Origin of the sequence: Paenibacillus sp. VTT E-133291 (assembly GCF_002264395.1) — a bacterium.
Lineage (GTDB): Bacteria > Bacillota > Bacilli > Paenibacillales > Paenibacillaceae > Paenibacillus_AQ > Paenibacillus_AQ nitricinens.
In genome coordinates, this window is record NZ_NFVA01000009.1 from 50,506 (window position 1) to 63,461 (window position 12,956).

General features: G+C 40.6%; 16 protein-coding genes. 15 read left to right on the top strand and 1 reads right to left on the bottom strand.

Annotated features, from left to right (window positions below):
* The first annotated feature begins 7 nt into the window (after positions 1 to 7).
* The 15 genes from CA598_RS06225 (at position 8) to CA598_RS06295 (ending at position 11,692) form a co-directional block, all read left to right on the top strand.
* Positions 8 to 847 (top strand): S1 RNA-binding domain-containing protein, encoded by an 840-nt coding sequence (locus CA598_RS06225; RefSeq protein WP_094875935.1) that lies wholly within the window; start codon positions 8 to 10, stop codon positions 845 to 847.
* A 67-nt stretch (positions 848 to 914) separates the two neighbouring features.
* Positions 915 to 1,724 (top strand): hypothetical protein, encoded by an 810-nt coding sequence (locus tag CA598_RS06230; RefSeq protein WP_094875936.1) that lies wholly within the window; start codon positions 915 to 917, stop codon positions 1,722 to 1,724.
* A 568-nt stretch (positions 1,725 to 2,292) separates the two neighbouring features.
* Positions 2,293 to 3,330, top strand: coding sequence for a hypothetical protein (locus tag CA598_RS06235; RefSeq protein ID WP_094875937.1), 1,038 nt, complete (start codon positions 2,293 to 2,295; stop codon positions 3,328 to 3,330).
* Positions 3,323 to 3,685, top strand: a complete 363-nt coding sequence (locus tag CA598_RS06240; RefSeq protein WP_094875938.1) for a hypothetical protein — start codon at positions 3,323 to 3,325, stop codon at positions 3,683 to 3,685. The genes CA598_RS06235 and CA598_RS06240 overlap by 8 nt, the downstream gene beginning before the upstream one ends.
* A complete protein-coding gene (locus CA598_RS06245) occupies positions 3,651 to 4,364 on the top strand; it encodes a hypothetical protein (RefSeq protein WP_094875939.1) in 714 nt (237 codons plus the stop codon). Before CA598_RS06240 ends, CA598_RS06245 begins: the two co-directional genes overlap by 35 nt.
* Positions 4,365 to 4,391: 27 nt before the next feature.
* On the top strand, positions 4,392 to 4,976 hold the full coding sequence (locus CA598_RS06250; RefSeq protein WP_094875940.1) for a single-stranded DNA-binding protein: 585 nt from the start codon (positions 4,392 to 4,394) through the stop codon (positions 4,974 to 4,976).
* A gap of 83 nt (positions 4,977 to 5,059) precedes the next feature.
* Positions 5,060 to 5,485 (top strand): hypothetical protein, encoded by a 426-nt coding sequence (locus CA598_RS06255; protein WP_094875941.1) that lies wholly within the window; start codon positions 5,060 to 5,062, stop codon positions 5,483 to 5,485.
* A 72-nt stretch (positions 5,486 to 5,557) separates the two neighbouring features.
* Positions 5,558 to 5,998: a hypothetical protein gene (locus CA598_RS06260; RefSeq protein ID WP_094875942.1), complete on the top strand. Its 441-nt coding sequence runs from the start codon at positions 5,558 to 5,560 to the stop codon at positions 5,996 to 5,998.
* Positions 5,999 to 6,066: 68 nt separating this feature from the next.
* Positions 6,067 to 6,360, top strand: a complete 294-nt coding sequence (locus CA598_RS06265; RefSeq protein WP_143812395.1) for a hypothetical protein — start codon at positions 6,067 to 6,069, stop codon at positions 6,358 to 6,360.
* Positions 6,361 to 6,432: 72 nt separating this feature from the next.
* The gene (locus tag CA598_RS06270) at positions 6,433 to 7,404 is read left to right on the top strand and encodes a DUF6744 family protein (protein ID WP_094875944.1); all 972 of its coding nucleotides are present in this window, start codon (positions 6,433 to 6,435) and stop codon (positions 7,402 to 7,404) included.
* A gap of 101 nt (positions 7,405 to 7,505) precedes the next feature.
* The gene (locus tag CA598_RS06275) at positions 7,506 to 9,050 is read left to right on the top strand and encodes an AAA family ATPase (RefSeq protein WP_094875945.1); all 1,545 of its coding nucleotides are present in this window, start codon (positions 7,506 to 7,508) and stop codon (positions 9,048 to 9,050) included.
* Positions 9,051 to 9,131: 81 nt separating this feature from the next.
* Positions 9,132 to 9,518: a DUF1257 domain-containing protein gene (locus CA598_RS06280; RefSeq protein ID WP_094875946.1), complete on the top strand. Its 387-nt coding sequence runs from the start codon at positions 9,132 to 9,134 to the stop codon at positions 9,516 to 9,518.
* A 20-nt stretch (positions 9,519 to 9,538) separates the two neighbouring features.
* Entirely contained in the window at positions 9,539 to 9,871 is a 333-nt protein-coding gene (locus CA598_RS06285) for a hypothetical protein (RefSeq protein WP_094875947.1), read from the top strand.
* A gap of 680 nt (positions 9,872 to 10,551) precedes the next feature.
* The gene (locus CA598_RS06290) at positions 10,552 to 10,857 is read left to right on the top strand and encodes a hypothetical protein (RefSeq protein ID WP_094875948.1); all 306 of its coding nucleotides are present in this window, start codon (positions 10,552 to 10,554) and stop codon (positions 10,855 to 10,857) included.
* 328 nt (positions 10,858 to 11,185) lie between these two features.
* The gene (locus CA598_RS06295; protein WP_094875949.1) at positions 11,186 to 11,692 is read left to right on the top strand and encodes a small ribosomal subunit protein cS23; all 507 of its coding nucleotides are present in this window, start codon (positions 11,186 to 11,188) and stop codon (positions 11,690 to 11,692) included.
* A gap of 144 nt (positions 11,693 to 11,836) precedes the next feature.
* Here CA598_RS06295 and CA598_RS06300 read toward each other — a convergent pair whose 3' ends face one another.
* Entirely contained in the window at positions 11,837 to 12,592 is a 756-nt protein-coding gene (locus tag CA598_RS06300; protein ID WP_094875950.1) for an AbrB/MazE/SpoVT family DNA-binding domain-containing protein, read from the bottom strand.
* Between the last annotated feature and the right edge of the window lie 364 nt (positions 12,593 to 12,956).

The following is a 12,956-nucleotide window of genomic DNA, read 5'->3' on the forward strand; positions in this document are numbered from 1 at the left end:
AATTTATATGAAAACAACCGTTCTAAACGAAACAGATGTTCTTGTCCGTATAGTCAATCGCAGCGAAAAAGAAATCCAGGAAGAAAGAGAGTCTCAGCAGTGGCAACTCGTTTATAGCGCCCGCCAAAATAGAAGTATCTTAAGGGCAGAACTTCGCACCACAGAAACTATCGGTGATAAGCTCTGCGCTATAGTCTACATCGGTCATATCAAAGGAATTATCCCATTCGAAGAAACGGGCTTTGAAAAAACCCAATACCTTAAAGATGCTGTAGGCCAGGAAATATATTTTAAAGTTCTTGGTCTAGACAAGGAAGCAGCAACATTTGTAGCCTCCGTTAAAGAGGCGAAAGACCACCTTCAAGGCCTTACGCTCGATATGGTGAGTGAAGGTACGATCGTAGTAGGATCCGTAACCCGAGTTAATACACGTTCTCTGCGCCTGGATGTTGGAGCTTTGGACGTTGAGCTCGCCGTAGACGAGGTCTCCTACCAATGGATCGATGATCTCCGCGATTTATACGTCAAGGGAGACGATATTGAAGTTAAAGTTTTGGAGGTCAACAAAGAAAAACGTACGCTGAAGGTAAGTGCCAAAGCATTGTACACTAACCCTTGGCCGGATTGCACACGACGTTACGCAAAAAACAACCAGTATGGCGGTAAAGTGTCGGGAATTGTAGCTTATGGGGTATTTGTAAATCTCGAGGCTGGTGTAGACGTACTCTGCACGCATCCTGCGCCTAATGTGGGAAAAGTTCGGAAGGGCGATAAAGTAAAGGTACGAATTCGTGAGGTTCTAACAGAAACCAAACGAATGACTGGGCAGATCAAAGCCAAGCTGTAAGGATTAGCATAAGATCCTACGGACACATAACTGGGCGAAATACAGGAAAGAGAGGTGAACCAAAGGAATGTCTTATGATGTATCGCCATTCAGCAATAACGGGAATGATTATATTTTAAAATGGGGGCATCAACCACCGGAGAATACAGCTCTCCCGGTTCGTTTCTTAAACACAGGACAGAAAAAGGTATTAGAGGTTCTGAAGTCTCTGCAATGGGCTACTAAAAATCAACTCGCATTGATTCTCAACCCCGGAAATCTCCGAAAGGGAAAGAAGAATGTAGATGCGCTTTGTGATAAAGGATATCTGGTCCAACATCAACTCGTAGCCTTCAGTAATAGTCGGTATATATCCTTTTATACCCTTTCTAATCCAATGCGTGCTTTAATGACACTGCCAAAGGGGGCACGTAGCAATGTATCTGGTGTGCTTCGGCGACTTGTGGTTGCACAAATGTTTCTTCGATTCTATCAAACGGATCCAAACACCACGCTAGAGGAATTTCCCGATCCATTCGATGGTGTATTCTATATACAGGACATGCAATTTCGGGTGGCCGTATTACGTGATAAGTTCCAGCGTGATCGTGTTTATAAGCATCTAAAGGTAATGGAAGAAAAAATGAGAACACTTATAGTTGTTCCCGATTGGCCAGATGCAAATATGTTCTTAGAGTTGAAGAAGCAGTCAGACTTTTTCCGCGTAACCACGGATCATAACTTGCTTAAAGAGAGTCTGGCACATTGTTTTTGGAAAGCAGGGAAAGAAGGATGGGAAGAGGAATACATCGCTCATTTTGAGATACGTGTCGAGACTGATGCGAATAGTGTTCGGAATGAAAATGATCAACCATTACTTCCGGCTTCAGATAGCTAGATTTCTAAACCGTTTCGAGTTAATCGAAACGGTTTTTTATTACATTATTTGATAATATTGTACGAAATGAAGGTTTAGTTCTTGAAATTCAAAAGTGATGCCTATATAATAAAAGTATATTTTTTATATGCATCAACTTTGGCGTCCAATTGTGTTATGAACGTTTTAGCAAACGAAGATAACCTGAATTATTGAGACGAAAAGGACTCGCTTGTGTATCGGGTAATTTACCACAGGCTAGGAAAACGTTGATGAAGTTGTGTACGAACTCTCGGATCCCGTAACTTACCGACAGGACGAAGACAACATAAGTAGTAAGTAACCTTTCATTGCTGACGAAGACGAAAATTTCGTGAGCGTACGATGATAGACTATACTGCTAGTGATCTGCTTGTAATTGACAACGAATATTTTAATAATCATCATTCCATGGAATGATACACAAAAAGCCAAGACCCTATCTAGGGATCTTGGCTTTTTTTTATTATAAATAGGAAATGTCCGGATCTTCTCTATTCTAGAGAGAATCGGTTTACATAGATAAAAATGTTTCGAGGAGGACACCAGGATGGAAAATGAACAAACCCCATCTTATTTAGTAGAAATGGCAAAAGTGTATCTTTCAGAAACTCAGAAAAAGTATGAAAGTGCCCGAACTCAGGTTCCAGAAAAGTACCATGGTTACTTAGCGTTAATTCCAAAGGAACGCATTCTTACTACACAACATGTGCCTCTGGATGAGAACGCAAGAGCTCACCAAATGGGACATAACGAAAAAGGAACCTTTGTATTAATACAGGAACCTTACCTCGGTGTTGATGGCCGTGTCATTTGGGCTCGTGAAGAGCATAGAGAAATGAAAAAAAGACTGGACATCGTTTCTGAAGCCAAGGGAAACACCATTGTCTGTACCATATCCTCCGAAATGTATGGAACCACGACAGGCCACTCTATGTGGGCAGCAAATAAAAACTGGAGTGGGAGCGGAAGTGATATTCAAAATGTCGAAACCAATGCGGTCGGAAGAGCTCTTGGATTTATGGGGTATGGACTCCTTGGAACTGGCATAGCCAGTGCCGAAGAAATTTTACTTGCGCGTAGTTACGATGAAGAAATGAAAAAATCAAGATCTTCTCAAAAACAGCAAGAATCAACCCGTTCTAAGGGAATTGATCACGCTCCGCTCGAGTCAAAAGAGAGTGTGCACAGACACGACCAAGCTGTAGAATATAAACCTAGTTCGGTCTCTGACACAGCGGGAGATACAGGTAAATCAGGAAACAGCGGTTTACGAGATCGTCAGACTCGTAACGATGTCCAACGCCAACAACGCACTCAAGAAGCCGAGGAAGGCTATTTTTGCTGTAGGATATTAAATCTCAAAGCAGAAACATTCGACCGTATTGATGTTCCATACTACCGTATCCATTTAAAACAGGTCGATAACGACAATGAGTTTGAAGCGCTTGCTGTTGATGAAATTTTGGAATTCATTGATAGTGATGATTTTGAAATTAGAAAACCATACAATATGACTTTCGAGCAACGTCCATCCAAAGAATGGATTATTACACGGATGGTGAACGTGGTCCAAAATCATGGTTAATAAAAATCGAATAGCAGCTGCATTGTTCACACTTAGCGGCCAAACTTCTATCATCGTTTCATTGCCGTCATCTTCTGGAAACGGAATGTATTTAACCGGTGCATCCTTACTAAATGGACAAATTGTAATTGGGCATGAATGCCCAGCAAGTAGAACCCGAAAATCATGCTGGCACACTGAAATTGCTGCTCAAACCCTTAAAGATGTTTTTTGGTGGAAGCGGGAGCTTGATTCAGCGCCAGTCATTTCGATTAACCGAAAAGTAAAAATGTCGGAGGAATGGAGGCAAATCCCCATACCTCAAGCAGGAGTGAACGAAGATGAATCAACAAAACGGAACGAACATACTGCCTGATATTGTTGAGTATGCACTCTCAAAAAACTTGAACGTCCGACGAGATAGCCTATCGGAGAAACAAACATTTTTTGTTTGTCCGTGGTGCGGGGATACCCTCTCTAAAGGGAAGTTTAAATTAACACTCAATCGAGAAAAGGGACTATTTCGCTGCTTCATTTGCCATCTTAATGGAGGCACGCTAGATTTCATTACCACTCTAGAGAAAAAGTCTAGGGAAGTGGTTTTGAAAGAACTACGCGAATCAGCCGGTATTAATGAAACCAATTACCAGCGTAACCGTGCACGCAAACATCCAGCGGAACGCCTATATACAACCCAACTGAAACTCATAGGATTTGATTCTTGGCCGTCTTCATTCCAGCAATTGGAACCAGGGCACCGGAAGCAGTCCTTAGATTGGGTCTGGTCACTATGGAGAGGATTCTTAAGAAAAAAACAAAGAGAAGCACTTGGCTATCTCATGTATGGAATTAAGGTAGATGCTTATCCTATCGCAATCACAAAAATAAAAGAGATGTCGCAGGAAATAGGTCACGATTTGCTTATTGATGCTTTTGAAGCGTACGGAAGTGGTGATAAACCACCGAAGTGGGCAGCGGGCGTGCGTGAGTGGGTCGAGGCATGCTATGAATCTTATTTGAATGAAATAAAAGAATCTCCTGGTCAAAGTGCCTAGGGTGAATTTATTAAGGAGGACAAAAATATGTTAAATAGAGTTATATTAATCGGTAGACTTACGCGTGATCCTGAATTGCGTTATACCCCTGCAGGAGTCGCTGTCTGTCAATTCACGCTTGCCGTTGATCGTCCATACACAAGTAATGATGGTGAGCGTGAGACAGATTTCATCCCTATCGTAGCCTGGAGACAGCTTGCAGAAACATGCGCCAATTATCTGAAAAAGGGACGATTGGTAGCAGTTGAAGGACGAATGCAGGTACGTAATTATGAAAACAACGAAGGTAAGAGGGTCTATGTCACTGAGGTTATCATCGACAACGTGCGCTTCTTAGAATCTAATCAAGCTCAACAAGACAAAAATCCGGAGCATCATGAGAACTCTCATTCTGGATCTCGTGGCAACTCTAGCAATAGTAGCCAAGCTCGAGGAAATAACCAATCCGAACGAAGAAACGGATCTTCAGGTGGACCATCTGCTGGACCTACTGGAGGGCCATTTGGAGGACCTACCGGGACTTCTTATTCTAGTGGGCGGAATCAAATGAATGATCCTTATTACGGAGATGGTAAGCCAATCGATGTTAGTGATGATGACTTGCCGTTCTAAAAATTATATATACCTGGCTGTGTCCAGAATTCAAAAAACGGGAGTCTCTTCGTGAGATTTCCTTTTTTTAAGGAGGAACAACAATGGGAAGAAAGAAGAAAACTCTTAGCGATCCCCGCCAGAAGACCTTGGATTTTGAACTGCAGCAAAAACCGAAGCTTATTTCGGTTCGTTGCTGTCCGGAATCCGATAAACATGTAGTCTATGGTCAACCGGTGCAAATGGGAGGGCGTGTCTTCTACTGTCCTGAATGTGGGATTGAATGGCGCCTTAGTTTGCGTACGAAAAAGGTAAAGTACTTCCGGATTGATGAAGAAGGAAACACCACGAGTATTAAAGAAATGTCTTTTTTTGATTTTAATGAGTCGTCATTTCTTGAAAAAAAGAAACAATTTCAAATTGAGGTACATGCTCCGTCTACGAATATCGTAGTAGAGGATTTATCGAAAAATAAAAGATCCGACATTGGTTCGGATCAAATGCAACTGGAATTTACAACAATACAATAACCCGCTTATCGGGAGAGAGGTGACCTGCAAATGACTAGTCATTCCTACTCCCCGATAAGAGGGGAGCTCTGCATGAACTCGAGCTGTGTCAAATACCGTCAGTTAAATAAAATAAGACGAGATAAATACTTAGAACGAGGTCAGAGCCTTCTGGAAAGATTTTTGGACCAAGACGACGTATCTACTCATTTTAATTTCACCAGTCACGCTACTAAGCGATGTGTTGAACGTGCAATTAATACACGCAGGTTGCTGGAAATAGTAGTTGCAGATGGATTTGCCGTAGATTGTAATACGGATAATGAATCCATTGTCGTACATGGATGCGAAAAAATCGAAAAAGGAAAGTACCGTCATTTACACGTGGTATTGCAATTGGATACGAATGGTCCTTATATCGAAGCAAAAGTCGTAACAGTCTTTGACCCAAAAGCATCATCTCATTTGTATAACGACTCACTCGATTTTCGGGTTTGTTGGTGTCAGCCCCATGAGTTAGATGCTTGGGTATAGATGATAAACTTGAAAATATCTAAAGCCGTGCTACCATAGCCTTATCTAATTAATAAGGGGCTGTGCGTATGAAGCGTCGAAAGGGGATTCGAAAGATGTCATTATCTGAAGCGCTGGACATCCAGCAAAGAGGTCCGATTACTAAGTTCTGTTCATGTACTGAACCAGTAGTTGACATCAAACCTACTCAGCTTATCCTGCATGGAATTACCGTGCCGAATATGCCAACACCGATGTGCGCATCTTGTGGCGAACATATCCATAATGCATCGATCATGATAGCCGTGGAGGACCTACAGGAAGAACATCAGCTGCAGGGTGCCTATCGTCTAGAGCAATTGTTGAATATCGAAAAAAACTAAAAACCGGTGTAAAGAAAAGGTCACTGTAATCAGTGGCTTTTTGTTTTGCCGTATAAATTTGGAGGAAAACTCATGAGAACAGGGTTAATGAACAACTATGCAGCTGTCGGTATGGAAGATCGGAATAACGTGAGTATTGTTGGGCATCTTTGCTGGTATTCCTGTACAGCTAAGCTGATTGCGAGAAGCTTGCTGAGAGATTACATTGGACTCTCTGGCGTCTCCGATCGCTTTATGCCAAATGATATTAGGATTCCGGATGCATTTCGCCGTGCCACCAGCGCCATTGCAGGGAAAAAGCAAATCAAAATGGGGAATGACACAGTAAGTTATTTAGTGAAAGAAGTTGTTTCTACCCGAGAGATGGTACAGCGTAACGTAGTCCGTGAAGTAATTAACTCTCGGAAAACTAATAAACTGCGCTATGACACCGAAGAGGCGATTATTACTCTTGATAAGGAAAATAATAATACTATCCACACTAGCATTTATAACACAGAGGTGGAGCCACTAGTCGAAAAAGCAATAGAACTCTTCGAGACATTCAAAACCACACATGATGATGCTGCGATTCGGGCGATGCTTAAAAATATCATCAACAGTATGAGCCCCGTTATGGTGAAAATATCTGGTGGAGTATATTTTATCCCTATAAAGTATGAAGAAGAACTCATGGCTTTCTGTGACCTCGCAAACCAAATCAGTCCAGAAGAGGCACACATGGTTCCAATGATCAAGACGTCCAGTAATATGGATTTAATTCGAAAGTCAACTGTAAAGCAGCTTAATGAATCTTTTCAAAAGCTGAAAAATACTTATGACAACGAGCAGGCATCGGCAGCGGATATTACCATTGCGGTTGAAAGCTGTAATTTGTCTTTTAAAGTTATTGAAGATTACAAGGAACTCTTACAAGGAGACTTGTCCACTGTGGAACAATCCCTAGGAAGCATGCAACGTATGTTACGGGATTTGTCATCACGCAAAAAAAATCATACTGCTAAGGATGATAGCCGTCAGCTCCGCTTTCTTGAATTAGATTAATTCAGAAAGCACCCGGCCGATTCACTTAATACTCAAGCCGCTATTCCAATTGGAAATGCGGCTTTTTTCATAAAAAAATATTCATTCAAAGGAGAATTTTCATGAGTGTTAATACAATTGTCAATTATATCAAGGCTGCATATCCGGTAATTTGGGTCAAATCCTTTGAAGAGGAACGTTGCCTGAAAGAAATTGGAAAAATCGCAAAAGAACGAGCTAAGCAGCTGAAGGTATGGAGTATCACTCAAGGGTTTATGAATCGGGTAGATCCTTCAGATGATTCTGGTCATGAATGTACAGATCCGATAACTGCACTTGAGTTTATCAAAAACGATACAGAAACACACAGCATCTATGTCCTTCAAAGCTTTCATTTCTTTTTGGAGGATAATCCTATGATTCTGCAATTATTAAAAGATTTGATTAATCACTGCAAAAGTCATGCTAAATCAATTGTTTTCTTGTCCTGTCGGATAGTTCTTCCAGTAGAGATCGAAAAAGAAGTTGCTGTATTGGACTTCGATCTTCCAAATCTGGAGGAACTGGGACAGATATTGGATGATATCTTAACTCCATCAGGTAATGCCATTGAGGTAAGTAATCGTAAACGTATCCTTGAGAGTGCTCTTGGACTTACTGCAGCAGAAGCAGAAAATGCTTTTTCGTTAGCTATTGTCGTCCATAAGGCACTTAATGAGGAATCCGTTAAGACCATCCAACAAGAAAAAGCAAACATTGTTAAAAAATCCGGAATGATGGAGTTTATCCCTCCAACCAATACCATAAACGATATTGGTGGGGCTTCGAATTTTAAAGAATGGGCGCAAAAACGGCTTAAAGCCTTTACAGAGGAAGCCAGAAAGTTTGGCATACAACCTCCCAAAGGTGTTGTCTTAACCGGTATAGCAGGAAACGGAAAATCTGCTATGGCTAAAGGTTTGGGTAATTTCTGGCAGCTTCCAATTCTAAGATTCGATGTTGGAAGTGTTTTTGGTTCATTAGTTGGTCAATCAGAGGATAATATGAGCCGGGCGCTCAAGATGGCAGAAACAATAGCTCCCTGTATTGTGTGGATTGATGAAATTGAGAAAGCATTTTCGGGTTTAAGTAGTTCTGGCTCGTCTGATGGCGGTACAACCTCTCGTGTTCATGGATACTTTCTTACTTGGTTGCAAGAAAAGAAGGAGAACGTATTTGTACTGGCAACAGCTAACAATATCAGAACGCTTCCACCTGAATTAACACGTAAAGGACGATTCGATGAAATTTTTTGGTTTGATTTACCAGAACCAGAAGATCGCAAAGAAATTCTCTCAATACACCTACGTAAGCGTGGTCGCGAACCTGAAAAATTTTCTTTGGATTTAGTGGTGAAAAAAACGAAGGATTTTGTTGGTGCAGAACTTGAACAGGTGGTTGTAGATGGACTAAATATAGCTTTTTCAGAGGATAACGATTTAAATACACAACACCTTCTGGAGGCAGCCGAATCGACTGTACCGCTATCTAAATCCAAATCGACTGAAATCGAGGATATGAGAAAGTGGGCGCTTGAAAACGCGCGCATGGCATCTACACCACATTCACAGAAAAATCCATCTGTGGTTTCATTTCCAGGCAGTCGAAGAGAACTTAGTACTGATTGATTCTAATAAAATTCTGCAGGTCCTAAATAACATGGGAACTGACTAGCATTCAAATGGGTTAAATAAAAGGAGGAATTTATCATGTCTCATTACTCAACAATCCAAATGATAATCACTAATATACCAGCACTGAAAACCGCTGCAGAAGCATTGGAGTTGCTTCTGATCGAGAATGGCATCTGCCGTGGTTATACCCGCTCCCAAGATATAAAAGCAGATTATGTAATTCAACTCAAAGGTCCATATGATGTAGCCGTCATCAAAGGCCAGAACGGCGCATATTCCATGGAAACCGACTGGTGGGCTGGCCATGTGGAGAAAGAAATTGGTAAGAACGGTGGACGCCTCCTTCAGGAATACGGAATCGCGGTAACCATTCAAAAAGCCCGCAAACAAGGTCATACCGTACACCGCAAAGTCGCGGCCGATGGTACGGTGAAATTGCAGGTTACAGTGAGCGGACTTTAATAATGAGGGGAGAGATTTTAATGGCTATTATTCAACAGTATGTTATGTTACAGATGATTGTTGCTATTTTAGCATCTCTAAGCTGTGATAAAGTCCGGCTCTATTCAATACAGAGTAGTTGCCTGTCTCTAAATCAAAAAAGAGTTCTTCCATCATGGAGTTCGAAGAAAGATGGACTAATTGATAAAGCTCAAGGGAAAGAAGTAGTTTATGTTGATGTTCCCCTTTGCTTTCTGTTTTCTGCAGACTTTCCTTTTTACTCGGCAGGACGCGGAAATATCTACAAACTCAAGGATAATGCACTTCGGTATGCTAAACGTAGCTGTCGGCCTCTGAGGATTAAAACCGTTTAATTGCCGGTTCCAGGAAAGCGCTGGGAGCAATTTATCTATATGCAAAAAAGAGCTGCAGTTATCATCAATGATGAAAACTGCAGCTCTTTTCTATTTAGACTATACGTTTGAGCCACTGCGTGAATCTTTTTCAATATATCCATGTATTATCAAATGAAAAATCACTTCTAATTCCTCACCATATGTTGCAAACCCGCTATATTGTGTCAGAAGAAAACAAAGTATTTGACTGAAAATAATGCGTTGGAATGGTACACCAGATTAAGCAGGGGCTACTCATACTCTTAGTGCTCCAGGGTTTGATCGCTACGGCAGCAGAACTGCGTGGAAGGATCTGTTGTTGAACGGCAGCCACTCAACCATCTGTTGCTATTAGACGTAGCCGGCTAGCGGCGATGTCAAAGTCACAACCTGGACAAGAAGTTGCCATTATAGCTGGTAGTCCAAGATTAGCGGTGGAAGTGTGTAGGGGTATGCAAGTAGGAAAGATTAAGTTCTCTTTTTGAACGAGGACTCTACAATGATACAACAGCCATATAATATGACCTTCTGACTTCAATATATTAGTATATATTAATGCATGAACAGTCTCAAAAAAATTTAGTTGAACTAAGGAATTTTTAACGTCTCTATATTTCCGCGTAAAATATTTATACAGAATACGAAGGAGGTTATAAGGCGTGAATAAACAGGACATAGCAAATGTAATAGAACTTTGTTTTGACATTTCAGTTCAAATCCATCGAAGTCAAGAAAAGGTATTGAAGGTTTTGAGAGCTTATAGAAAAGGGGAGGATAACTATTCTGATACGTTGGCTGACGAGATCATTAATAAAATATTCGAAATTATCAGACTGATCTCAGTGAATTGGCCAAATGAAGGAGATACAGAATACGACCTGATTTGGGATTGTATGTTTGGTCGGATTAAACAAAATAAGATTAAGCAAGAGCTTATAGACAAGTTGCTATCTTCTGTAGTTTGAAGTAATATTCACCTATTAAATATCATTATTTACCGAATAAAGATTTTACTGCAAGGTATTCACGAAAAAGCTCAAATTGTTATGGGAACATTCACCTTACTAATCCTTTTTCCAGTGGGTTAAGACAGGTATTGAATAATCAGTTATTTTTAATAACAAGATTGAGCTTTTTACTACTCTTCACAATGTTGGGCCGAGTACGAAATCGTTCTTCTTAACCACCTTCGCTGCATAAGATTCGACCAAGATATAAAAAGGGTGTGGATGGCTTCCAATACATTGAATTTGGGAATGTATGATATACGTAAGATAAATTGGAGGAGATCGTTTGTTTAAATACCAAAAAACAAGCTATGAAAGTATTTATGAATGGATGTCTAATAATCCAGATGCTAGTTGCTTTTATTGTGGTAAAAAAAGAGAAGACGACGAAATGGCACATAGTTTCTTCCCTGTGGGTAATGTAGGGATATGTAAGCTTTGTATGATGGACTTTCGTATTGGACATCTTGCTACTGATCGACATGTCGTTGAACGTATCCTTGAAGAAAAGGGATATAAGCGTAAAGTAGATGTACTGAACTGGTTTAGACGGAAAGGGTATCAACTTCTGGAAGCTGATGAATTTGGAGAGGGAGAATACAAGGGCACTTCTTTTAACTTCATCAATAATAATGAACAATGGAATGAACTTCAGAAAGAATTAATGGCTCAGAGTAAGATGAAATCCGATCAAGTTTTTTGGATTGAAGAAAACGATCGCATAGCAGAACTATCGAATGGCGCAACAAGAATTGAAATCTATAATTCCGGAAAAATACACATCGTGTATTGATGTTTTTTTGAGTGAATAAATTTATAAACTCGTAAAAGAGTATGTACATGTGGTAGCACTTGGATACTGCCAATGTACAACTGCTGGGAACACGTGCAGAAGAAGGAGGGAGACTCGGTGATACCGGTCTCCCTTTTTCCAATTTCAATTCATCTCTTCAAGGGCTGATGCAAAAACTGATCTTTTGCCGCGAAACCAACTTCGTATCTCTTTTTTAGCATCTTCTGTCTTCACAAGGGTTAGGATCTCGTTTAATAAGACATCGCTTGGTGTCTGAAATAATTTGATATCGGAGATTGAATTTGGTGAAAATTCTTCGATAACTCTCAATTGATAATAGTCCTGCATGCGGTCTAATAGATGCTGCGGGTATTCCTTGCTAAACATTCTGACCTGAGGATAAAGACGCGGCGTAATTTCCCCAGTAGTCGGTTCGAAATCATCCCATGAATAATTCACCGCGATTCCGTACACACGAGATTGCCCAATGAGCCGTAAAAACTGGTCCTGAAACTTTTCCACTTCAATAACTCCAGTCTCTCTGCAGACAGCACATTTATGATTTTCGATATTTCCTGCGCCGGAACAAATCGGGCACTTGTAAGTATCGAGTTTTTTTTTGAAATAGACATATTTCTGATCATCAGAATAACCAAATTCGATGGTGTCTCCGGCCTCAATTTCGAATAAATCTCGAATTTTCACAGGGATTGTAAGTTGGTTTTCACTCAGTAGTGGTGCGGTGATCACCTTGTCATGAAGCTTTGTTTTTGAAATCCAGATTTTGTGATTGTTTTCGTCGACATGTAGAAATAAAAGTTCTCCCTCTTTTAGCCCACCTAATTTTTTTATCCAATCAACCGGGAAAAAAATCTGTCCTTTTTTGCTGACCTTCGCCACATTGATTCCTCCCTTACTTTCCCTTACTTTTCTATATAATTAAATGTAAGGGAAAGTAAGGGAGATGTCAATGATATATATTTTGTTAGAATCCAATAGTTATTATAAACATCAAGGAATTTCTGCTAATCAGCTATTTCCGGTTCGTACAGTCTGCGCATTCGTGCGGATCCAGAAGACTAAGTAACATCTCCCGCTCCTGGTAACTCAAACAATGCCGACTCTTACAACCAATGAAACAACCAGTATCCGCATTTAGGGTCACTGCCGTAATCTCATACTGCCCGTTTCGGGTCTAATATTGCTGGATTTCAAGTTTACGTCCGGAACTTGCAGATCTATTAAAATTACATAGCTCTAGCTG

What these genes read in the sequence shown, in the direction of transcription:
- CA598_RS06240 (WP_094875938.1), top strand. Translation starts at nt 3,323, where the DNA reads ATGGTTAATAAAAATCGAATAGCAGCTGCATTGTTCACACTTAGCGGC.
- CA598_RS06235 (WP_094875937.1), top strand. Translation starts at nt 2,293, where the DNA reads ATGGAAAATGAACAAACCCCATCTTATTTAGTAGAAATGGCAAAAGTG.
- CA598_RS06270 (WP_094875944.1), top strand. Translation starts at nt 6,433, where the DNA reads ATGAGAACAGGGTTAATGAACAACTATGCAGCTGTCGGTATGGAAGAT.
- CA598_RS06275 (WP_094875945.1), top strand. Translation starts at nt 7,506, where the DNA reads ATGAGTGTTAATACAATTGTCAATTATATCAAGGCTGCATATCCGGTA.
- CA598_RS06250 (WP_094875940.1), top strand. Translation starts at nt 4,392, where the DNA reads ATGTTAAATAGAGTTATATTAATCGGTAGACTTACGCGTGATCCTGAA.
- CA598_RS06285 (WP_094875947.1), top strand. Translation starts at nt 9,539, where the DNA reads ATGGCTATTATTCAACAGTATGTTATGTTACAGATGATTGTTGCTATT.
- CA598_RS06245 (WP_094875939.1), top strand. Translation starts at nt 3,651, where the DNA reads ATGAATCAACAAAACGGAACGAACATACTGCCTGATATTGTTGAGTAT.
- CA598_RS06255 (WP_094875941.1), top strand. Translation starts at nt 5,060, where the DNA reads ATGGGAAGAAAGAAGAAAACTCTTAGCGATCCCCGCCAGAAGACCTTG.
- CA598_RS06265 (WP_143812395.1), top strand. Translation starts at nt 6,067, where the DNA reads ATGAAGCGTCGAAAGGGGATTCGAAAGATGTCATTATCTGAAGCGCTG.
- CA598_RS06260 (WP_094875942.1), top strand. Translation starts at nt 5,558, where the DNA reads ATGAACTCGAGCTGTGTCAAATACCGTCAGTTAAATAAAATAAGACGA.
- CA598_RS06280 (WP_094875946.1), top strand. Translation starts at nt 9,132, where the DNA reads ATGTCTCATTACTCAACAATCCAAATGATAATCACTAATATACCAGCA.
- CA598_RS06225 (WP_094875935.1), top strand. Translation starts at nt 8, where the DNA reads ATGAAAACAACCGTTCTAAACGAAACAGATGTTCTTGTCCGTATAGTC.
- CA598_RS06230 (WP_094875936.1), top strand. Translation starts at nt 915, where the DNA reads ATGTCTTATGATGTATCGCCATTCAGCAATAACGGGAATGATTATATT.